Raw genomic sequence first — 23,739 nt, forward strand, 5'->3', positions numbered from 1 at the left:
TGATAATACATTTATGTTAGTGTATAATTTATGATTTAAAATAATAAATTAAATTTTATATTATATAAATAAAAAATGTACTATCTTAAAATAATAAAATTTATTCTAAGATAGTACATTAAAAATTATCCTATAACTACTAATTCTTTATTAAATTCATTTAAAATTTCACAACCATCTTCTGTAACTAGAACTAAATCTTCTATTCTCACTCCAACTTCACCTGGAATATATATTCCAGGTTCAATTGAAAATATCATTCCTGGTTGAACAGCATCAGTATTAACAGAAGATACATCACCAAGATCATGAACTTCAAGTCCAATTGAATGACCAGTTCTATGAGTGAAGTATTTGCCATATCCTTTAGAATCAATATAATCTCTAGCAGCTTTATCTATATCACAAAATCTTACGCCAGGTTTAATTATTGATATAGCTTTTTTATTAGCTTCAAGTACTGTCTCAAAGACTTCTTTAGATTTTGCTGATACATTCTTATAAAATACAGTTCTTGTCATATCAGAACAATAGGAATCTTTTACACATCCCATATCTATAATTATAGAATCTCCCTCTTTAACCATAGAATTATCATTACCATGATGTGGATCTGCACCATTTGCTCCATAAGCTATTATAGGGTCAAAGGAAAATCCTTCAGCTCCAAGATTTTCATATATTTCCAAAAGTTTTGAAGCCATTTGTTTTTCACTAAGTCCATCTTTTATATAAGTTTGTATTTTTTCCATAGCCATATCGTTAATTTTAGAAGATGCTCTCATTAAGTCTCTTTCTTCTTCATCTTTAAACATTCTACAAGTATCAATTATTATAGAACCATTTACTATGTTAGAATCACCTTTAAGCTCCATAAGTCTTAAAAGGAAACGAGCAGGCCAATTTTTGTCAACACCTAAAGTTTTGTCTTTATCTATGTAGTTATTTATTATTTCTACAGCATCACTATTATCGTCAAACCAAACTTTTTCAACACCTAAGTCTTCCTGTACAGGGAATAATTTGTTTATAAATAATCTATGATCCCCATTAATATTTAAATATAATGCTAACAATCTTTCACCAGGATGAATCCACTTTCCAGTTAAGTAAAAAATGGCTGCTGGATCAGATATTAGCAGTTGAGTTATTTTTCTATCATTCATTCCCTCTATAACTTTGTTAAGTCTATTTTGTTTCAAAATAATCTCCTCCAATACATTTATATTAATTTAAAATTTAATTAAACTTACATAATTATATGGTTTTTTAAGTTTTAAAAAATAATTTAACAAATAAACTAATAACCATATATATAATAATTGTAATATATATTTAATTAAAAATATACAAATAAATTAAAGATTTATTAACCTTATTAATAAATCTTTAATTTATTTATGTGTTTTATGTATAAAAATTATAAGATAAATATATGAGTTGAAATAATTTACATAATTTACATATTGTTTATGTTATATTAATAAGTATGTAGTATAATAATGTAAATGATTACAAAATATTTACATTGGTTTGTAAAATAACTAAATTTCTTTAATATTAGAAGGGAGTGCATTTTAATGGTAAATGAGAATTATATGAAAGGTTTAATTAACTCTAATGATTTTATTGTTAGATGTGCAGCATTAAGTTATTTTAATGAGAGTTACTCTAGGGATAGTGAGGTTATTGATAGGGTTATTGACGCCATAAGAAAGTATGACGATTCTTTTGAAAGAAATTATTTAATGGCTAATTGTGAAAATTTAAATATTAACGAAACTCAAATTAATGAACTAATGAGTTTAGATTATGGTGAAGATATATATTTTAAAAATAACATAGTGACATTAGCAATTAAACAAGGAATTGATATTATAGAAAGTTTTTATGATAGAATACAAGAAAAAAAATTCTTTATTAATAAAGATAGTAGTTTGGAATTATTTGAGCATTATAATAAATTAAAAACTTTAGATGAATGTTCAACTGAAAACTTATTAAAACAATTAAAAGATTTGGCAAAAAACAATGAAGAAAGAAAAGAAAATGACTTTGATTATAATAAAGGAATAAATATAGGTAAAATCTTAAGTGATAGGGAAGATTTGAATTTGGATTATATTGTCAAAGAATTAAAAAATGAAAATAGCAAGTATTATATAATTTATTTAGTTTATATATTAGGTGAATTAAGGAATAAAAGTTGTATAGATATTTTAATTTCAAAATTAAAAGAAAATGATGATTTAACTAATGAAGTTATAGGAGAAGCTTTAAGTAAAATTGGTGGAGATACAGTTATACAAGCTGTTTATAAAAAAATGTTAGAATGTAATAATACGTCAATTAAATTATATATATCAATGGTATTTGAGAGTGTTAAAACAGATTTTTCAGCAGAAACATGTTTTAAATTGCTTGAAAAAGAAAATACAAAAACAATGAGAGGAGTATTAGCCTCAGCATTATGTAAAAGTTATGAAGTTAAATATATTGATTATATAGCTGATATTGTTAAAAATGAAAACTATAATAAAAGTATATTAAATTTAAAAAGAGAGTTATTAGCTACTGCAAAAATAAATAATGTTAAACTTAAAAATATAGATTGTTTACAGCGTCGAGTGGAATATAAATTAGATGATTTAAAAGATGTTAATTTAAGTTTATAATTAAATTTATTATAATTTGGATGTTTCAAAATAAAATTGAATTTTGTTTTGAAACATCCTTTTTTATTTTAATTTAGATTAAGACTGTGGAATCACATAACATATATAAATAAAAAATATAGGTATAATTTCTATATTTATAATATATATAAATATAGGGAAACGAGCTCTAATTTAAATTTATTTAATAATTTTATACAAAATGTAATATTGAATTTGGGTGATTCAGAGCATGTCTCACTATTTTGGGTATCCAAGTTTTGAAAATGATATAAGTAAATAAAACTTTCTAAAAGAACTAGGTAGATATTTTAAGTGAATTTTGAAAGGAAAGTATAGATTGAAAATCTATTTTTTAGGAGATGAGATTTTGTATTTTTTAGGAATAGATGGAGGGGGAAGTAAAACAAAAGCAGTATTATGTGATGAATATGGAAAAATTAAATATACAATGTATAAAGGAAGTTTAAATTATTATCAAATAGGAAAAGATGGTATAAAAACAGTACTACATCAGTTGGTGGAAGAAATTTTATGCAATATAAATGATATAAAAAAAGATGATATTGTTGTAGGTTTAGGAATGCCAAGTTATAAAGAAGTAGTAAATGTAACGAAAATTATAGATCAAATAGTTAAAGAAGAGTTTCATTTTGTTAAAAAGTTTATAGTTGAAAATGATGGAATAATAAGTATTAATGGATCTCTTATTGGAAAAAAAGGAATTCATATTGTAAGTGGAACTGGTTCAATTGGTATTTCTTTAAATGAGGAGGGTGTAATAACTCGAGTTGGTGGTTGGGGTCCAGAATTTGGAGATGAAGGGTCAGCCTATTGGATAGGAAAGAAAACTTTAGAGATTTTTTCAAAACAGTGTGATGGAAGATATGAAAAGACATTATTATATTACTTGATTAAAAAATACTTTAATTTAAATAACAACTTTGATATTATAAAATATTTTTCTAATGACTTAATAGATAAAAGAAAAGAAATAGCAAAAATATCAAAATTATGTTTTGAAGCAGCAACTAGAGGCGATGTATTATGTAAAAATGTATTTACCAAAGCTTCCTTGGAGTTAAGTAATATTGTAAAGGCGCTTATTAAAAATTTCAAAGGAGATGAAGAAATATTTTTGTCTTATTCAGGAGGAGTATTTAAATCGAAAAACTTAATACTTACACCACTAATGAATAGTTTATGTTATGAGAATATTACTTTAGTAAAACCAATACTTCCTCCAGAGCTAGGTGCTTGCTTAATGGCGTTTAAGAGTATTAATAATGATATAAATAAGGTTAATAACTTTATTGATAATTTAATCCTATGTAAGCAAAATGAACATATTATATAACAGGAGGTATATTGTGGAAAAAGTGGGAATTCCATTAGAAAAATTAAAAGAAAGAAATTCATATTATACACTAAAAGAAATATTTCAACAAAATGAAGTTTGGATGCAAAGTTTAGATAATATAAAAAATCAAGCTTATAAAATACAAAATTTTTTGAAAAAATTTAGTAAAAAAGAAACTAGAATAATTTTAACTGGTGCTGGTAGTTCAGCTTTTGTCGGACAAGTTATTGGACCATATTTAAGTAAAAAGTTTAAAAAGTCTGTAGAATGTATAGCTACAACAGACATAGTATTAAATCCATTAGAATATTTATATGAGGATACAGAAACTATAATGGTATCTTTTGCAAGATCAGGAAATAGTCCTGAAAGTGTTGCAGCTGTGAGTATTGCTGAAAAAATGGTGGAAAAATTAAATCAAATAATTATAACTTGTAATAAAAGTGGAAATTTGTATGAAAAATTTAGAAATAGTGATGAAGATTTGACTGTATTAATGCCTAAACAATGTAATGATATAGGCTTTGCAATGACTAGTAGTTTTACTACAATGCTTTTAACTGCAATTGGAATATTTGACATTAATAATATAGATAATCTTATATCTAGTATTAAATACTGTATAAATTTAAATGAAAAATTTATAACAAATAATATAAATAATATAAAAAACATAGCAATGAAAGGATTTGAAAGGATAGTTTATATAGGAACAGGGGTTTTAAAAGGAATAGCTAGAGAGTCTGCACTTAAAATGCTAGAGCTTACTAATGGAAAGGTAAATTCTAGTTATGATACTGCATTAGGATTTAGACATGGTCCAAAGTCAGTTATAAATGATAAAACAGTAACCGTTTTTTATATTTCAAAAGATAAGCATAAAAGAAAATATGAAATTGATTTATTAAAAGAAATGCATAGTGAAAAGAAAGAAAATATTATAATTGCAGTTGGAGAAGAGTTAAATGAAATAGAAGGATTTTGTGACTATTTATTAAATTTTAATACCCTTATAGAAGATAATTATACTGATATTATACAATCACTACAATATATAATAGTTGGACAACTTTTAGCATTTTATAAAGGATGGAGTTTGGGGATAAATATTGATAATCCCTGTCCAAGTGGGGTTGTTAATAGAGTTGTAAAAGGAGTTAATATATATGAATTTGACTTTGAAAAATGATGATATATATAGGGGAATAAGCTCAGATTTAAATTTATTCATCAAATTTTTTTTATCAGTTGAGAAAAATAACTACAACTTTTCACTATTCACTCTTAACTTTTTTAACTAAAATAATCTGTTAGTTATTTATAAAATATTAATTTGAGTTTTCTCATTTGATAAATGAATAATTTTAAAACTTAACTTGGAACCCCATATTTTGAAAAATAAAAAATTAAGTTGAAGGTTTATGAGGTGTTATATGGAATTTATTAATAGTAAGAAGTTGCTTTTAGATGCAAAAAAAAATGGATATGCTATTCCAGCTTTTAATTTTTATAATATGGAAACACTGCAAAGTATAATAAGAGGGTGTGAATTTTTAAAGTCACCAGTAATTTTAGCTATAAGCCCCTCGACTATAGAGTATTGTGGAAAAGATTATATATTGGGATTAGCAAATAGTGCTATGAAAAAAAGTACTATACCAATGGTATTTCATTTGGATCATCATGAAAATATAGATGACTTAAAAGAAAGTATAGATTTAGGATTTAAATCTATTATGATAGATGGTTCTAAATTAAACCTAGAAAAAAATATAGCTTTGGTTAAGGAGATAACAGATTATGCACACTTAAAAGGTGTAACTGTTGAAGCAGAACTTGGAAGGGTAGTTATGACTAATGATTTAGAAAAGTTAGAAGGAGAGGAGTTTTTTACCAATGTAAAAGAATCTATAAAATTTGTTAATGAAACCAATATAGATTCTTTAGCTATTTCTATTGGAACTGCTCATGGATTATATATAAAAGAGCCTAAATTGAATTTTCAACGATTAAAAGAAATAAAAAGCAGTGTAGATTTACCACTGGTACTTCATGGTGCATCAGGGATAAAAGAAAAAGATATAAGAAAGTCTATAGCTTTAGGAATAAATAAAATAAATATAGCAACTGAATTAAAAGTCCCTTTTACAAATGCTATAAAAAATTATTTATTTAAAAATCCTAATTGTATAGATTTAAGAAAATATGTTCCTTATGGAAAAGAAGCAATTTGTAATGTTGTAAAAGAAAAAATAATTCTTTGCAATAGTTATAATAGGATATAGAAGTTATGATAACTATTATAACAATGAATCCTTCAATTGATATTTCTTATTTTATTGAAGATTTGGAAATTGGACAAGTTCATAGATGTTTAAAATATTACAAAACACCAGGGGGTAAAGGAATAAATGTTGCAAAGGTTTGTAATGAAATAGGTGAGAGGGTTAACTGTATAGGGTTTTTAGGTGGAGTAAATGGTAATATAATAAATGATCAATTAAAACATAAGAAAATAAATACAAATTTTATAAAAATCAATGATAATACAAGGCAATGCATTAACATTATTAACGCTAAAGGAATATCTACAGAAATATTAGAAAGTGGTCCAACGATAACAGTAAGTGATAGAGAAAAGTTTGAAAATTTATTAGAAACTGAACTGATTAAAAGTGATATATTAGTAGCATCAGGCAGTTTACCTAAAGGACTGCCTGAAAATTATTATAGAAATATAGGAGAAAAGTGTAAAGAATATAATGTGAAATTTATTTTAGACACAAGTGGAAAATTTCTTGAATATGGATTGAATAGCAAACCATTTCTCATAAAACCTAATAAGAAAGAATTAGAGCAATTACTTAAAATAAAAATAAATTCAATTGAAGAAGTAGTTAATGGTGCTAATATTGTGAAAAATATGGGAGCAAAAAATGTAGCCGTATCATTAGGAGGAGATGGAATGATTTTCGTAGGTGATTTAGGAAATTATTTAGTAAAAATACCTAAGATAAACATAACAAGTACTGTTGGTTGTGGTGATGCTGTTGTTGCTGGATTAGCTGCAGGAATTGAAAGTAAATATCATATTGAAGATATCTTAAGATTAGCTAATAGTTGTGGAATAAGCAATGCTATGTATTTAGAAACAGGAAAGGTAGATTACAATATGGTAAATAAAATAAAAAAAGAAATAGATATAATAAGACTTTAGTTTTTCGCTTATATAAATTGCTGTAGCTTTAAATTGAAGATTCTCTAACTATATATACAATCACAGGAGTGAAGATAAGTCTGAAAATTCCAAAATTATGCTATTAAGAAGTAATAATAAATAAATTTAAATGTGAGCTTGTTTCCCTATAATACATGGAGGTGTGTTATGAGTAAAGTCATAAAAAAAGGTTATATATACACAATGTATGGATGTATAAGTAAATATGGTGAAAAAATCGAAATACCTAAAAATTGTATAGCTGTGCCAGGATTCATTGATATTCATACTCATGGTGGATTTAATAAAGATGCTATGGATGGTGATGTTGATGGGTTAAAGTGTATTACTAAAGAAAGTTTGAAAAGTGGCACTACATCTTTTTATCCTACAACATTAACAGAAAGTAAAGAAAACATAGAAAAATCCTTAAAGACAATAGATTATTATATGAAAAATTTTAATGATTATGGAGCTGAAGTATTAGGAGTTCATTTAGAAGGACCATTTTTAAATAAAAGTTTTAAAGGAGCTCATGATGAACACTTAATAGTTAATCCTAATATAGAGGATTTTAAAAAGTTTGAAGAGGTATGCAAAAATATAAAAATAGTAACTTATGCTATAGAAAATGATATTGATTTTCTATTTACTAAATATCTTAAAAGTAAAAACATAGTTTCTTCAATAGGTCATAGTGATTCTAATTTTGAAAAAATTAGTGAAGCATTAAAAATAAGGGATTTTAATATAACTCACTTTTATAATGGATGTAGTAGCCATAGTCATAGAAATCCAGGGGTAGTTACAGCAGGTTTATATTTTGATAACATCATGATAGAGATGATATGTGATGGGATACATGTAAATAAAGATGTAGTAAAAACAACATTAAAATTAAAAGGTAGTGATAAAATTATATTGATAACAGATTCTATGAGAGCTAGAGGGCTTAAAGATGGAATATATAAATTAGGTGGATTAGATGTTATAAAAAAAGGTAATGAAGCAAGATTAAAATCAGGCAATTTAGCAGGAAGTACAATTTCAATGAATGATGCTTTTAAGAATATAATTAATTACACAAATTGCTCTTTAGAAGATGCTGTGGCGATGACAAGTACTAATGCATCAATAAGATTAGGTATAAATAATAGGAAGGGAACTTTAGATTTAGGAAAAGAAGCTGATATTTGTATATTAGATGAAAATTTAGATGTGATTAGAACATATAAAAAAGGAAAGATTGTATTTTATAAATAAAGAAATATTATTTATGACATAATTTTGTTTTAACATTGGGGGAATTATAATGAAAAAGGTCAAAGTGGCATTGGTAGGTGCCGGCGCAAGAGGTATGTATGCATATGCACCATATGCAAAAGAAAATAAAGAACTTTTAGAATTCGTAGCAGTAGCTGAGCCAAATCATATTAGAAGAAATCAATTTAAAGAAGAATATAACATAAATGATGAAAATACTTTTTCACATTGGGAAGAATTATTAAAAAAAGAAAGGCTGGCAGATGCAATAATAATAGCAAATAATGATGAATCACATTATGAGCCAACTAAAATAGCTTTAGAAAAGGGTTATAATGTATTACTAGAAAAGCCTATGAGCAATAAATTAAAGGATATTATAAAACTTGGAGAACTTGCAAAAAAATATGAAAATCAAATATTTATGATATGTCATGTATTAAGATATACGCCATTTTTCAGCAAGCTAAAGGCAATTATAGATTCAAAGGAATTAGGTGATTTAGTAAATATACAACATAATGAAAATATAGGTTACTGGCATTTTGCACATAGTTTTACAAGAGGAAATTGGAGGAACAGTAATGAAACTAGTCCATTAATACTTGCAAAAAGTTGCCATGATATGGATATACTTTTATGGTTTTCTAATTCGAACTGTAGAAAAATAGCATCATTCGGTGAGTTATCTCACATGAATAATTCAAATTTTAAAGAAGGAATGACTGACAAATGTATAGAGTGTAAATATAAGGAAGAATGTCCATATTCAGCAGTGAAATTATATTTAGGCGAAAAACCTATATTTAAAACTGTAGTACATCCGGTACCAACAAAAGAAAATTTAAAAGAAGCTTTAAAAAGTGGGCCTTATGGAAGATGTGTCTATAAGTGTGATAATAATGTTGTTGACCATATGGTAACTATATTAGAGTTTGAGAATAATATAACAGCAACTTTTAATCTAAGTGCATTTACACAGGATTGTAATAGAACTTTAAAGCTTATGTTTACTAATGGTGAAGTAAGAGCTCATGATGGTAAAAATGTAATAGAAGTTAAGAAATTTACAGAAAATGATTGGAAGATTATAATTCCTGAGGTTGTTGAAAGTGGTCATTTAGGTGGCGATACAAAAATAATGGAGGATTTTATAGCATTAGTAGGAGGTAAAGATGGTCAAGCAAAAACCCCTGCTATAAAATCTGTAGAGAGCCATGTCATGGCCTTTGCAGCAGAAGAATCTAGGGTAACTGGGAAAGTTGTTAATATGAATGAATTTTGGAATAATAAAATAGAAGGTATATAATTAATATTTAATGTATGATTTATTTTAATAACTTAAATATAAAAGTGGAGCTGTTGTAAATTTAACTGATATAGGTTAAAAAGGAATAGCTCCATTTTTGTGTGAAAGCGAAGCGTATAATATGAAGCTATTTATTTTAAAATGCACAAAAATAATACTTATTTAAAGATTATATTTTTTATATTTGGTAAGAATTAATATGAATAGACTTAATTTATAAGAGGTGAATTTTATGAGATTACCAAAACATATAGGTATAATCCCAGATGGAAACAGGAGATGGGCAGTATCAAATGGTCTTAACAAAGAGGATGGATATGAATCTGGTATAAACCCAGGATTAGCGCTTTTTAAGACTTGCGAGGAATTAGGAATAGAAGAAATTACTTATTATGGATTTACAACAGACAATACTAAAAGACCTGCAAATCAAAAGAAAGCTTTTATAGATGCATGTATAAGTGCTGTAAACATATTGTCAAAAGAAAATGCAGAACTTTTGGTAGTTGGTAATACTGAATCACCTGTATTTCCAAAAGAATTGGTACCCTTTACTAAAAGAAAAGTTTTTGGAAAAGGTGGAATAAAAGTAAATTTTTTAGTAAATTATGGATGGGAATGGGATTTAAATGAATTAAAAATAGCAGATATAAATAGAAAAAATATTAATAATAATATTAAATCAAAAGAAGTTTCAAGAATTGATCTTATAATACGTTGGGGTGGAAGACGAAGGCTTAGTGGTTTTTTACCAGTTCAATCTGTATATGCTGATTTTTATGTTATAGATAAATTTTGGCCAGAATTTGAAAAACAACATTTTTTAGATGCATTAAATTGGTATGATACACAAGATGTGACTTTAGGTGGTTAATTTATAAATAAATTCTATTAGTAAGAAGGTTTTTTTATGGGTGAAAAAGTAATAGTTATAGGTGGCGGAATTGGAGGATTAGCAACTGGTTTAAGGCTATTGAAAAATGGTTATGATGTCAAAATTATAGAAAAAGAATGCAGGGTTGGAGGAAAAGTTAATTTATTAAAAGAAAAGAATTTTAAATTTGACTTAACAGCTTCTATATTAATGATTATAGAACCGTATAAGGAGCTAATAGAATATATTGACAAGGATTTTAGTATGTTTTTTAATGTGAAAAGTATAAATCCTATATATAGGGTATTTTCATATGAAAATAAATATTATGATTTTAATAATGAGTTGTATAAACTTATGAATACATTAGAAGATTTTTCACAAAAGGATTCTTATGGATATATTAAATTTTTAGGGGATACATATAAACATTATATAGCTGCAAATAACTATTTTTTATGTAAAAGCCAAATAAATAAATTTAAAATTTTAAAACCTAAAAATATTAAAGTGATAGAAAGTTTAAAAACTAGTAATTGCTCATATCATTATATCAAGAAGTTTATAGATAACAATATACTTACAGAATTTTTAGCTTTTCAAAGTATGTATGTTGGAATATCTCCTTTTGATGGACCTAGTATTTATACATTAATTCCTATGATATCTCAGCTTCATGGATTATGGCATATTGAAGGGGGAATGTATAGGTACGTAGAAGTATTAGAAAAATTTATATTAGAGTTAGGTGGAGAAATAGAGTGCGGAAAAAATGTAGAAAAAATACATATAGAGGATAATAAAGTTGTTGGTGTAATAACAAACAAAGGGTTAGAAAAGTGCGATTTAGTAGTTTGTAATAGTGATTTTTCATATACAATAGAAAAACTTTTAAGCGAGAACAACTCACAATTAAAAATTGGAAAATATACTATGAAAAAAATACAGTATACTTGTTCTACTTTTATAATGTATTTAGCATTAAATAAGAAATATGATATTTTAAAAGTTCATAACATATATTTAAATAAAAATTTTAAAGATAATACGCAAAAGATATTTATAGGTGAATTACCTATAGATCCATCAATTTACATTTATTGTCCTAGTAAAATAGATAATACAATAAATAAAAATGGAGAAGAAATATTAAATATTATAGTTAGAGTTCCAAATTTATGCAAAAATTCTGTAGAATGGAATGAAAACACTATAATACTTTTGAAAGAAAAAATATTATCTATTTTATTATCTATAGATGGTTTACAAGATTTGAAGGAACATATAATATATGAAAACTATTTAACACCAAAAGATTTAGAAAGTAAATTTAATTGTTTTAATGGCTGTGCTTTTGGGATTAGTCCTACATTAAGTCAGACAAATTGGTTTAGGCCACAGTGTAAAATAGAAAAATTAAAAAATTTATATTTTGTCGGTGATTCAATACACCCTGGAGCAGGGGTAGCAATGGTTTTAAAATCAAGCAAAATAGTTACTGATGAAATTTTAAAAGATTTCAAAAATATTAATTAAACAACAAAAAAGCTGCCTTTTTAGACAGCTTTTTTTGTTATGCAATAACTTTTTGTTTTATTAATATAGAATTAGCTAATTCTACAGCTTCATTTAAGGATACTGTAATATTATTTTTATCAATTCTTTTTAATAAGCCCATATTAGTAATAACCTTCATAGGTTGTTGATGAACTTGAGATAAAATAAGTCTAATCTTATTCTCAGTACAAAACTCTTCTATAGATTCTAAAGCAGTATATGCTGTAATATCCATAAGTTTAGATTTATCCATGTTAAGTATTAATATTTTTTTAGAGCGATGTTTTCCTATTATATTGTTTATACTATCATGAAAAGTATCAGTAGCACCAAAAAATAATGGTCCATCTATATCATAAATCATTATGTGATCTTTTAAAGAATCATGTACACTTTCTTCTATTGGTAAATGATTTACTTTGGTATGTAGCGACATTTTTCTTATAAATAAACACATAGTTATAACCATTCCTACTTCTATAGCTATAACTAAATCAAAAACAACAGTTAAGATAAATGTGGTAAATAATATTAAAATATCACTTTTAGGTGCTTTCAGCATTGATTTAAAGCAGCTCCAATCACCCATATTATAGGAAACAATCATAAGAATAGCAGCAAGAGTTGTTAATGGTATAAATTTAGCATAAGGCATAAATATTTTCATTATTAAAAATAAAGTAATTGCATGTATTATTCCAGAAATTGGAGTTCTTCCGCCGTTTTTAACATTTGCAGCAGTTCTTGCTATAGCTCCAGTAGCTGGAATTCCACCAAATAAACCTGAAAAAATATTTGCAACACCTTGTCCTATAAGTTCCATGTTTGAATCATGTTTATCATTAATCATTTTATCTGAAACAACAGCAGATAAAAGAGATTCTATTCCAGCAAGTATAGCAATTGTAAATGCTGGTTTTATAAGACTTAAAATTGTGTTTAAGTTAACATTTGGTATTGATGGACTTGGAAATTTAGAACTTATTTGACCAAATTGACTACCTATTGTTGCTACAGGCAAATCAAATATACATACTACTAATGTTGTAATAATAAGCGCGATTAATGAACCAGGAATGGTCTTATTTATTTTGGGCCATAAAAGTATTATAGCAATAGAAGCAATTCCTAGTAATAATGCTGTAAAATTTATAGTATTTATATTTGATATAAAGGAAATTACCTTAGGTATAAACTCAGAAGGTACTTTATCAATAGAAAGTCCTAGAAAATCTTTGATTTGAGTAGTAAACAAAGTTACTGCAATACCAGCTGTAAACCCTACTGTTATAGGATATGGTATGAATTTAATAAGAGAACCTAACCTTAAAAGGCCTAATATTACAAGAATTATACCAGACATTAGTGTAGCAATTATTAGTCCTTCAATGCCATATTGTTCAATAATTCCATAAACAATTACAACAAATGCTCCTGTAGGTCCACCAATTTGGACACTGCTACCCCCTAAGAAAGAAATAAAAAAACCTGCTATTATTGCGGTTATGAGACCCTTTTCAGGACTTACACCTGATGATATACCAAGGGCTATAGAAAGTGGTAATGCTATAATAGCTACTATTATTCCAGCTATCATATCTTTGAAAAATTGCTCTTTAGAAAAACTTTTTTTTCTAAAAAGATGTAAAAGTTTAGGTTGTGTCATTTAACTGCCTCCTTGTGGTTATTTAAATAAAAGGAATTAAATCCAATTAATTCAAAATATAATGCAAAAAATATATGATTTTAACAAACCATATATTATTATAGTCCTTTCAAAAAAATCTTCAAGAGAAAATTAATAAAATATTTAATTTAAAGCAAAAATTTAAGCTATTAACTTTAAAAATAAGCAATTAATATGAAAATAACTTAAATTTTTATAAGAATAAACTAAAATTTTAGTTTAAATCAATAATAATAATATGTCATTACACCACACAATATTAAATAAAGATAATATATTGGTAATAAGAGGTAATAAATTGTAATATCAATTTAATTTTATAGTATAAATTTATATATAGGAGGTTATATTTTTTTATGAAAATAGGTATGGTTCTAGCTGGTGGTGGTGCTAAAGGAGCTTATCAAATAGGAGTTTGGAAAGCTTTGAAGGAACTGGAAATAGATAAATATATCAATATAATTTCAGGAACATCAATCGGAGCTTTAAACGCAATTTTATTTATGCAAAATGATTTAGAATTAGCAGAAAATATGTGGAGAAATATAACCAAGGAAAAAATATTACCAGTAAATGAAAAAGATTTAACTAAAAAAGGTATGTTATTAGCTTTAGGGTTAAAGAATATAGCATTTATAAAAAAACATATGCCTAAAGTTATAGTAGGTGGAAACATATCTAAAGATGGACTTATAGAAATTATGGAAAAAATAGATTTTGATATAATAAAAAATAGTAACAAAAGCTGTTATGTTGCATGTACAGAAGTTTCTACATTAATGCCTAAATATTTTTATATAAATAATAAAGAAAAGGAAGATATAAAAAAAATATTATTAGCAACATCTGCGTTGCCTATGATATATGAATGTGAAGAAATAGAATACACCCAATATTTAGATGGAGGAATAGTTGATAATTTACCTATTCAACCTGTATATGGTGAAGGATGTGATTTGATAATTTTAGTACATTTATCCAAAGGAAACATGATCAATAAGAGTGCATTTCCTAATACTTCAATAATAGATATAGTTCCATCCATTATTGAAGAAGGTGTTTTAGGTGGAACTTTAGATTTTACTATAGAAGGAGCACAAAAACGTATCAAACTTGGATATGAAGATACTATAAATGTATTTAGTCCAATAATGAATCTAACTAGATTTATAGAAGATAGTAATATATCAGCAAAAACAAATGCAAATATTAATGTATTAGAGAAAAATAATAATTCTAATAAAATTAATAAAATCATTGGAAATATGAAAAATGTTTTAGGAATGTGTGAAAAAAATAATGACTTAGATAATAATTCAGATATATAAAAATATTATAAAACACATATTAAAATAAAAAAATAAAATTAAAGGTGAAAAATTTCACCTTTAATTTTGGTTTTACAAATTATTATATCTAATAATACCATCTATCATAGTTAATAAAACTGAAGTATCTTTAATGCACTCAGTATGGATTTCAAATATATTTTTACTTAATACAACCAAATCTGCTAATTTTCCTTTTTCTAAGGAACCTTTAATTTTATCATCAAAAGAAGCATAAGATCCATTTATAGTAAAAGATTTTACAGAGTCTAAAACAGATAAGCATTCATTATTAAACCAACCATTTTTAGGATATTTGCATAAGTCTTTTCGATTTACAGCACAGTAAATACCGTTTAAAACATTGAAATGTTCTACAGGAGCGTCAGAACCACTTGAAATATTTATACCAATGTTGTTCATAGTGTTAAAAGCATAGGTGAATTTAGCATTATCATAGCCTATGCGATTTTCTACGATATGAATATCATAATTAAGAAAAATTGGTTGAATATATGCTAAAGTATTTAAATCAGCCATTTTTTTTAGTGACTTTTCGGTAGTCAATTGGCAATGAATAATTCCATGTCTAAGAGGATTATGTTTTTCTGTAAACTTATCGTAGGAATCTAAAACCCAATCTATTGCTTTATCACCTATTGCATGTACTGCTATTTGAATTTTATTTTTATTAGCAAAGTTAACAAATTCATCTAATTCTTCTTTTGATAAATTTGATATACCATAGTTATTTAAATCATCTTTGTAAGGATTATTTAAATAAGCAGTTCTTCCACCAAGAGCACCATCTAAAAGTAATTTTAATGGTCCTAGTTTAAAAAAATTATTTCCACTATGAAATTGTAAATCTTTATTATTAACTAGAATTTTAAATTCATTTATATTAGAGAATAGACATTGCTCATAAACTCTTACAGGGAGTTTATTTTCTGATGCTAAGTCTTGAAAAGCTTGTAAAACTAATTTACAATCGCGCTTTGGAAGTGCACAAAAATCATCACTTTGAACAGAAGTTATACCGTTGATTATAAGTTCATCACAAGTAGATAAAATCATTTCTTTTAATTCATTTAATGTAGGATTTTCAACAAGTGTATTTAATAGAGTTAAGCCATCTTCTTTAACAATGCCATTTTTAAAATCTAAATTATTTTGTAAAATATTTTCATTGAAATTGTTACATAATAAATTTAATGCTTTAGAGTTACAAACTGCTATATGTCCACAGGCTCTTGTAAAAATTATAGGAATGTTTGTGGAAATTTTATCTAAAATCTCTTTAGTTGGTATTAGTTTTTCAACTAAATTGTCTTGATTCCATCCTCGACCTAAAATTACTTTAGGCAAATTATATTTATGTTTAGATATATAATCTTTGGAAGTTTTAATAATTTCATAAAAGGATTTGCAGTTATTTAAATTAATTATATGCTTAGCATAACCATAACCTAATAGATGTATATGACTATCATTAAAACCAGGAACAACTAGTTTTCCGTTAAGATCTATTATAGAGTCATAATTAGAGTTAATATTTTTAATATCTTTGTTATATCCTAAAAAATCAATAATATTTTCTCTTATGCCTATAACTTGAAAAAAATCATTATTTTTATTAGCAGAAAAAATTTTCCCATTAATAAATAAAGTTTTCATAAACTCGTCCCCCTAAAAATCTTGAATTTATTAAATAAATTGGAGCTTTTTTTCATATATAATTAAAGTGTATTGCCCAAAGTTGTATATATGTATATTATAATTGTTTTTTATATAAAGTAAATTTCAATTGTGATATAATTTATAATACAATAATCAAAGTTAAAATGGAGGAATACATTATGGAAGTTATTATAAAATTAAAAGATAAAAAGGAGCCTGTAACATATACAGGTGACAGAATAGATGTACTAGATTTTAATATGAATGGAACAAAATATAAACAAATAAGATATTTTAAAAAGGGATTTAGTAAAAGTGAGTTAATAGATGAAAATTTAATAATCAAAATTACAAAAAAAGAAGAAAATTAGAGTTCAAATTATAGGACTCTTTTTTATTATAAAAATTTATAAAAAGGTAACATATGATACCGAAAATTATCTTTGTAGACTCTATAATAAAGCCATAAAGTAATTGCAAATTAAATAAAAATTGAAGATAAATTTATAAAATATTTAGATGAATTAAAAAATTAGGAGGCTAAAAGATATGGGTATGTTTTGTTATCAATGTCAAGAAACAGCAGGATGTAAAGGCTGTACAATAAAGGGAGTATGCGGTAAAAGTGAAAAACTTGCTAATATTCAAGATTTATTAGTTTATGTTGTAAAAGGCATTTCTGCAGTAAGTGAGATTGGAAGAAAAATAAATGTTGAAGATGAACTTGTAGATGAATTTATAATAGAATCATTATTTGCAACTATAACGAATGCAAATTGGGATGAAAGTATTTTTATAGAAAGAATAAAATATGGAATAGAATTAAGAGAAAATTTAAAGAAAGAAATAGAAAAAAATGGTGGAAGGCTAGAAAAATTACCACAAGCCGCTTGTTGGAGTTATGCATCAGAATATGAAATGTTAGCTAAATCTAAAACTGTTGGCGTATTATCTACAGAAAATGAAGATATAAGATCTTTAAGGGAGATGATAACATATGGTATTAAAGGATTATGTGCTTATGTAAAGCATGCTAGGCAATTAAAATATTACAATAAAGATATAGATGCATTTATTAGTAAGGCATTAGCTTCAACATTAAATGATAAGTTAACTATAGATGAATTAATAGAATTAACTTTAGAAACTGGTAGATTTGGTGTAGAAGGAATGGCTTTATTAGATAAGGCCAATACTGAAAGTTATGGTAATCCTACAATTACAAAAGTAAATATAGGTGTTAGAAATAATCCTGGAATACTAATAAGTGGTCATGATTTAAAAGATATTGAAGAATTGTTAAAGCAAACTGATGGTACAGGAGTAGATGTGTATACTCATAGTGAAATGTTACCAGCACATTATTATCCACAACTTAAAAAATATTCTCATTTAGTGGGTAATTATGGAAACGCATGGTGGAAACAGACGGAAGAATTTGAAAAGTTTAACGGGCCAATATTAATGACAACAAATTGTTTAGTACCACCAAAAGAATCCTATAAAGATAGAGTATATACTACTGGTATAGTAGGGCATAAAGATTTGAAACATATAAATGAAAATAATAATGGGGTTAAGGATTTCTCACAAATTATAGAGCATGCTAAAAATTGCAATAGTCCAACAGAAATTGAAACAGGAGAAATCACTGGTGGATTTGCACACAACCAAGTTTTTCAACTTTCAGATAAAATTGTTGAAGCTGTTAAAAGTGGAGCAATTAAAAAATTCTTTGTAATGGCAGGATGTGATGGTAGAGCAAAATCAAGAAATTATTATACTGAATTTGCAGAAAGGCTGCCAAAGGATACTGTTATATTAACAGCAGGATGTGCAAAATATAAATATAATAAACTTAATCTTGGCGATATAAATGGAATTCCAAGAGTGCTAGATGCAGGCCAATGCAATGATTCATATTCACTTGCATTAATAGCTTTAAAATTAAAAGAAGTATTTGAATTAAATGATATAAACGATTTGCCTATATGCTATAACATAGCATGGTATGAACAAAAGGCAGTAATAGTATTACTTGCATTATTACATTTAGGTGTAAAAAATATACACTTAGGACCAACATTACCAGCATTTTTATCACAAAATGTAGCTAATATTTTAATAGAAACATTTAATATTGGTGCAATAACAACTGTGGAAGATGATTTAAGTATGTTTTTAAAATAAGTGTTTATATAGGGACAAATTGATATTGTAACCACAGATACTTTCTCTATATAATTAGGAATTGGAAATCTTATAAAACAAAGAACATTGAAAGATAAGAAATCTTTCAGTGTTCTTTATTTTATTTAAAAGTTAATTATTATATTAAAGTTACTCCGTAATAGAAAAACTGTAAAATAAGTACCTTAAACAATGTTGCATCATAATATGAATTATAAAATTAAAAATAATATAGTTGAAACTTTATACAACAGTTTGTGTTCATGATGCAAATTGGCGCTTAGGAGGGATAATATGACTGCAGAGATAGCTATTATGAATAAAAAGGCAATAGCATTAGCAGCAGATAGTGCAGTAACTATTGGGGATAGAAATAAATTCTATAATACTGCAAAAAAGCTTTTTAGGTTATCCAAATACGAGCCATTAGGTATAATGATTTATAATAATGCAGAATTTATGGGAATACCTTGGGAAATTATAATAAAGGATTATAAAATAAAATTAGGAGAGATAAAAAAAGATTATCTTATAGAATATGGTGAGGATTTTATAAGAAGGTTAAAAGATAATATATATAAATTTGAAAAGTATGAGAAAAAATATTATTTACAAATGATAATACCACTTATAAAAGAAATAAGTTCGAAAATAGAAAAAGATTATTTTGAAAAGGTTGAGGGGTTAGAAAGGCCGTTAGAAGAAAGTGAATTGAAAAGTATTTCTAATAAGGTTATAGATCTTTATTATGAAAAAATAGATAAGGCAAAAACATTGGAGGAGGCACCAAAAGATTTATCTGTTTTAATAGGAAATTCATATAATGATTTGTGTGAAAAATATATAGATGAATACTTAGGAAAAGATTGTATGGATGAAATTCATTTAAAAAAAGTAATAGATATGTGTAATATGATATTTGAAAAAGATATATTTTTAAATAATTATACAGGAGTAGTTATATCAGGGTTTGGAGACAAAGATATTTTTCCAGTATTAGTATGTTATAAAATTTCAGGTTATATAAAGGGTTTTTTAAAATATAAAATAGATATGTATGAAAAGGTTGATTTAGAAATGGATCAATGCATAATTCCTTTTGCGCAAGTAGATATAGTAAATACTTTTTTAAGAGGAATAAGTTTAGATTATATAAATATAATTGAAAAATCATTTAATTATAATATTTTAAATTTAATAGATAAAATAGATGAAAATAAAATCTCTAAAACAGAAAAAGAGGAACTAAAAAAAGAAATGAATTGTAGATTTGAAAAAGTTATTAAAAATATATTAGAGTATTCTCAACAAGAATATTTAGTACCTGTACTAAGAGCTATAAGATATTTACCAATTGAAGAATTATCATCTATGGCAGAGTCTTTAGTAAATTTAACATCATTTAAGCGTCAAGTAGCATTAGATGAAAAAGCATTAACAGTTGGTGGACCAGTAGACGTAGCGGTAATATCAAAGGCAGATGGATTCATTTGGATTAAGAAAAAACAATATTTTAAGCCAGAATATAATCATCATTTTTTTGAAAATTATTATAGAGAAATAACTAAATGCTGTAAGGAGGAATAATGTAATGCATAGTAAAAACAATAAAGAGTATTTTGTGAATTATTTAAAATTTAAATATAAAAAATGCTACAAACAAAATAGGGGGGGAAGTGATAAGATTATAAAAACTATAGAAAAAGAAATAACAGAGAATAAACAATTCTAATTTATATAGTAAAAAGCAATTGAAATAATGAAAAAGTTAACTATTCATTATTTCAATTATTTTTTTGAAAATAAACAATAATTATTTGTATTTAGAAAAGTAAAAATATAATTACAAATAAATATATTCATTTAAAGAACATACCGTTGTTTTTATGAATAAAAGTAATTTTAGTTATACACAATGAATTAGATATAAAATTTTTAGTTATACTATATATAAAAATTAAAAGTCGAAAAAACTACAAAAAAATAAAAAAATAAAAAATATTACCAATAATTATCATAACAATTTAATTAAATAAAATATAATAATATAAAATGTTTTGATTAATTTTAAATATGTGTTAAAATTTTTTTAAGAAATTTTTAAATTTTAATACCAAAAAAAGGAGTTGGAAAAAATGAGTGATAATGAAGGAGAAAAGTTAAGGTGGTATAACCTTGGTTTAATGGGGTTTGTTTCAGTTTGGGGCTTCGGTAATGTAGTTAATAACTATGCAAATCAAGGATTAAAAGTTATAGTGTCATGGGTCCTTATTATAGCTTTATACTTTATACCATATGTTTTAATGGTTGGTGAATTAGGTTCTGCTTTTAAAGATGGTAAAGCAGGAGTTAGTACTTGGATAAGAGAAACTACAGGAGCTAGTGGAAGAAAATTAGCATATTTTGCAGGATTTACTTATTGGGTAGTTCATATACCGTATTTAGCTCAGAAACCTCAGTCAGTTTTGATAGCATTGGATTGGGCTATACTTCCAGATAGTAAATTTATGGATTCGTTTAGTACGTTAGTTGCTCAATTTTTAATTTTGGGAATATTTATATTTTTCATGTGGGTTGCAGCTAAAGGTATAAATTCAATAAAAAAAATTGGAACAATAGCAGGAACAGCTGTGTTTGTTATGTCTTTGTTGTACATATTGTTAGTTGTTACAGCACCTATGTTAAGAGGTGTTGAACCAGCGACTACAAATATAACATTTAAATCTATAATGCCTGAATTTAATTTTGCTTATTTTACTACATTATCAATGTTAGTATTTGCGGTAGGTGGAGCAGAAAAATTATCTCCATATGTTAATAATACTAAAGATTCATCAAGAGAATTCCCAAGAGGAATGATGATTTTAGCAGGCATGGTTGCAATATGTGCTATACTTGGTTCAATAGCAATGTCCATGATGTTTGATGCAAATAACATACCAACAGATCTGAAGATGAATGGTCAGTACTATGCTTTTGCTATACTTGGAGATTATTATGGATTAGGAAATACATTTGTTGTATTATATGCTATAGCCAATTTGCTAGCTCAAATATCTGCATTAGTATTTTCAATAGATGCACCATTAAAAGTATTCTTAGCAGAAGCAGATGAAGAGTATGTGCCAAAAGGTTTATTAAAAACAAATGAAAATGGAACGCCTATAACAGGATATAAAATAACTTTGATATTAGTAGGGATATTAATTATAGTCCCAGCATTAGGAATAGGCGATATGAATTCATTATTTAACTGGTTATTGGATCTTAACTCAATTGTAATGCCAATGAGATATTTATGGGTATTCTTAGCATATGTAGCACTTAGAAAAGCAAAAGAAGGTACATTCAATTTAGAATATAAGTTTGTTAAAAATTCTAAGTTAGCAATGGTGATAGGTTCATGGTGTTTTCTATTTACTGCATTTGCATGTATAATGGGAATGTTTCCTAAGGGTGTAGAAGTATTCTCATCACAATGGATATTTCAAATAACTTTAAATGTATTAACTCCATTTATTCTTATTGCATTAGGATTTATATTCCCTACATTAGCTAAAAAAAATAAATTAAAATAGATTTTAAATTACCTTATAATATAAAATATGTTATAAGGTAATTTTTATTTTACAAGAATATATAGTTAACAATCTGTAAACAATTTCAAAATTATAGAATAATATTACAATATATAATAATATAAAAATAAGGAGAGTATTTACAGTTAGGAGGTAAAATATGGATTTAACGGTGAGACAGCTTAATAAGTTAAATAAAAAAGATCTGAGTATTTTTTGTAGTAATGCAAAAAAAGAAAGAAAAAAAATATTTTTATTTTATATACTATGGGCAATAGGAAAAAAATTTGGAATTCATAACTTTTATTTAAATCGACCTAAAGTAGCTATAGCACAGTTAAGTATAACTATTGTAAATTTAATATTAGAAAATATATTAAATCATAATAATATGGCTGTGGAAAGAATAGTAGATATGATTACGAACAATCAAATAACTATTGAAAATTTTAAAAATTGTTTTTGGGGGTTCTTTAATTTAAACTCAATACTAGGTTTAATAGTATTAGTGTGGGTTATTGTAGACTTATTTTTGGCTAAAAATATTATAGATAACATAAATGAAAATTCTGAAAAAAGCATATACAATAGTTTAAATAAGGAGTGATATATTTTGATTACAGCTCAAGAATTGAAAGTGTTAGATGATAAACAGTTAAAAATTTATGAATATCTAGTAGAAAAGGAAAGAGTTAAACTTCCGTTAGTTTATATATTATGGGTATTAGGAGGAATGTTAGGGTTCCATAATGTATATTTGGGAAGAAAAGATGTTGCAAAATCACAATTAATAACAACTATCGTAAGTGCAGTAGCTTGTTTAATAATCATTGGTTTAATAGGATTACTTGTGGTTTTAATATGGATAATAGTTGACTTGTTTTCTATAAGTAAATATGTAGAAGAGGCTAATAACGAAATAGAGAAAAGAATATATAATGAAATAATTAACAATTAATAATTTGAAAAAGTAAAAGGGCATTCTCAAAGTTAGTCTTAAGGAGTATGCCCTTTTGATTAT

20 protein-coding genes are annotated in these 23,739 nt (G+C 25.7%); 17 read left to right on the plus strand and 3 right to left on the minus strand.

The window, feature by feature from the left end; translation table 11 throughout:
- Nucleotides 1-125 precede the first annotated feature (125 nt).
- Nucleotides 126-1,202 (minus strand): M24 family metallopeptidase, encoded by a 1,077-nt coding sequence (locus tag KQI36_RS11885; protein ID WP_216451059.1) that lies wholly within the window; start codon nucleotides 1,200-1,202, stop codon nucleotides 126-128.
- Between the two features lie 378 nt (nucleotides 1,203-1,580).
- Here KQI36_RS11885 and KQI36_RS11890 point away from each other — a divergent pair, with 378 nt between their 5' ends.
- The 9 genes from KQI36_RS11890 to KQI36_RS11930 all read left to right on the plus strand — a co-directional run bounded on the left by KQI36_RS11890 (nucleotide 1,581) and on the right by KQI36_RS11930 (nucleotide 12,234).
- Nucleotides 1,581-2,675, plus strand: a complete 1,095-nt coding sequence (locus tag KQI36_RS11890) for a HEAT repeat domain-containing protein (protein ID WP_216451060.1) — start codon at nucleotides 1,581-1,583, stop codon at nucleotides 2,673-2,675.
- Between the two features lie 370 nt (nucleotides 2,676-3,045).
- Nucleotides 3,046-4,032 carry a BadF/BadG/BcrA/BcrD ATPase family protein gene (locus KQI36_RS11895; RefSeq protein ID WP_216451061.1) on the plus strand — a complete coding sequence of 329 codons (987 nt, stop codon included), beginning with the start codon at nucleotides 3,046-3,048 and terminating at the stop codon, nucleotides 4,030-4,032.
- Between the two features lie 13 nt (nucleotides 4,033-4,045).
- The gene (locus tag KQI36_RS11900; RefSeq protein WP_216451062.1) at nucleotides 4,046-5,224 is read left to right on the plus strand and encodes an SIS domain-containing protein; all 1,179 of its coding nucleotides are present in this window, start codon (nucleotides 4,046-4,048) and stop codon (nucleotides 5,222-5,224) included.
- A 244-nt stretch (nucleotides 5,225-5,468) separates the two neighbouring features.
- Complete coding sequence (locus KQI36_RS11905; protein ID WP_216451063.1) at nucleotides 5,469-6,320, plus strand: class II fructose-bisphosphate aldolase; 852 nt, start codon at nucleotides 5,469-5,471, stop codon at nucleotides 6,318-6,320.
- A 5-nt stretch (nucleotides 6,321-6,325) separates the two neighbouring features.
- Nucleotides 6,326-7,252 carry a 1-phosphofructokinase gene (gene pfkB, locus KQI36_RS11910; protein ID WP_216451064.1) on the plus strand — a complete coding sequence of 309 codons (927 nt, stop codon included), beginning with the start codon at nucleotides 6,326-6,328 and terminating at the stop codon, nucleotides 7,250-7,252.
- 168 nt (nucleotides 7,253-7,420) lie between these two features.
- The gene (nagA, locus tag KQI36_RS11915; RefSeq protein ID WP_216451065.1) at nucleotides 7,421-8,515 is read left to right on the plus strand and encodes an N-acetylglucosamine-6-phosphate deacetylase; all 1,095 of its coding nucleotides are present in this window, start codon (nucleotides 7,421-7,423) and stop codon (nucleotides 8,513-8,515) included.
- Nucleotides 8,516-8,564: 49 nt separating this feature from the next.
- Entirely contained in the window at nucleotides 8,565-9,824 is a 1,260-nt protein-coding gene (locus KQI36_RS11920; protein ID WP_216451066.1) for a Gfo/Idh/MocA family protein, read from the plus strand.
- Nucleotides 9,825-10,056: 232 nt separating this feature from the next.
- Complete coding sequence (locus KQI36_RS11925; RefSeq protein ID WP_010299029.1) at nucleotides 10,057-10,698, plus strand: undecaprenyl diphosphate synthase family protein; 642 nt, start codon at nucleotides 10,057-10,059, stop codon at nucleotides 10,696-10,698.
- 36 nt (nucleotides 10,699-10,734) lie between these two features.
- Nucleotides 10,735-12,234, plus strand: a complete 1,500-nt coding sequence (locus tag KQI36_RS11930; RefSeq protein ID WP_216451067.1) for a phytoene desaturase family protein — start codon at nucleotides 10,735-10,737, stop codon at nucleotides 12,232-12,234.
- 37 nt (nucleotides 12,235-12,271) lie between these two features.
- Here the strand turns inward: KQI36_RS11930 and KQI36_RS11935 are convergent, their stop codons facing one another.
- Entirely contained in the window at nucleotides 12,272-13,921 is a 1,650-nt protein-coding gene (locus tag KQI36_RS11935) for a SulP family inorganic anion transporter (protein WP_010299023.1), read from the minus strand.
- A gap of 377 nt (nucleotides 13,922-14,298) precedes the next feature.
- Here KQI36_RS11935 and KQI36_RS11940 point away from each other — a divergent pair, with 377 nt between their 5' ends.
- A complete protein-coding gene (locus KQI36_RS11940; RefSeq protein WP_216451068.1) occupies nucleotides 14,299-15,270 on the plus strand; it encodes a patatin-like phospholipase family protein in 972 nt (323 codons plus the stop codon).
- 72 nt (nucleotides 15,271-15,342) lie between these two features.
- On the opposite strand, the gene KQI36_RS11945 is transcribed toward KQI36_RS11940, so the two are convergent.
- Nucleotides 15,343-16,947 carry an amidohydrolase gene (locus tag KQI36_RS11945; RefSeq protein WP_216451069.1) on the minus strand — a complete coding sequence of 535 codons (1,605 nt, stop codon included), beginning with the start codon at nucleotides 16,945-16,947 and terminating at the stop codon, nucleotides 15,343-15,345.
- A 182-nt stretch (nucleotides 16,948-17,129) separates the two neighbouring features.
- Here KQI36_RS11945 and KQI36_RS11950 point away from each other — a divergent pair, with 182 nt between their 5' ends.
- The 7 genes from KQI36_RS11950 (at nucleotide 17,130) to KQI36_RS11980 (ending at nucleotide 23,676) form a co-directional block, all read left to right on the plus strand.
- The gene (locus tag KQI36_RS11950; RefSeq protein ID WP_216451070.1) at nucleotides 17,130-17,321 is read left to right on the plus strand and encodes a hypothetical protein; all 192 of its coding nucleotides are present in this window, start codon (nucleotides 17,130-17,132) and stop codon (nucleotides 17,319-17,321) included.
- A gap of 178 nt (nucleotides 17,322-17,499) precedes the next feature.
- Nucleotides 17,500-19,140: a hydroxylamine reductase gene (gene hcp, locus KQI36_RS11955; protein WP_216451071.1), complete on the plus strand. Its 1,641-nt coding sequence runs from the start codon at nucleotides 17,500-17,502 to the stop codon at nucleotides 19,138-19,140.
- Between the two features lie 294 nt (nucleotides 19,141-19,434).
- Nucleotides 19,435-20,727, plus strand: a complete 1,293-nt coding sequence (locus tag KQI36_RS11960; RefSeq protein ID WP_216451072.1) for a hypothetical protein — start codon at nucleotides 19,435-19,437, stop codon at nucleotides 20,725-20,727.
- A 4-nt stretch (nucleotides 20,728-20,731) separates the two neighbouring features.
- Nucleotides 20,732-20,872, plus strand: a complete 141-nt coding sequence (locus KQI36_RS11965) for a hypothetical protein (RefSeq protein WP_155844788.1) — start codon at nucleotides 20,732-20,734, stop codon at nucleotides 20,870-20,872.
- 403 nt (nucleotides 20,873-21,275) lie between these two features.
- Nucleotides 21,276-22,718 carry an amino acid permease gene (locus KQI36_RS11970; RefSeq protein WP_216451073.1) on the plus strand — a complete coding sequence of 481 codons (1,443 nt, stop codon included), beginning with the start codon at nucleotides 21,276-21,278 and terminating at the stop codon, nucleotides 22,716-22,718.
- Nucleotides 22,719-22,878: 160 nt separating this feature from the next.
- Complete coding sequence (locus KQI36_RS11975) at nucleotides 22,879-23,325, plus strand: TM2 domain-containing protein (protein ID WP_216451074.1); 447 nt, start codon at nucleotides 22,879-22,881, stop codon at nucleotides 23,323-23,325.
- A gap of 6 nt (nucleotides 23,326-23,331) precedes the next feature.
- Nucleotides 23,332-23,676: a TM2 domain-containing protein gene (locus KQI36_RS11980; RefSeq protein WP_010299005.1), complete on the plus strand. Its 345-nt coding sequence runs from the start codon at nucleotides 23,332-23,334 to the stop codon at nucleotides 23,674-23,676.
- The last annotated feature ends 63 nt before the right edge of the window (nucleotides 23,677-23,739 follow it).

The sequence above is a fragment of the Clostridium senegalense genome (assembly GCF_018916625.1).
Taxonomy (GTDB): Bacteria; Bacillota; Clostridia; order Clostridiales; family Clostridiaceae; genus Clostridium_J; species Clostridium_J senegalense.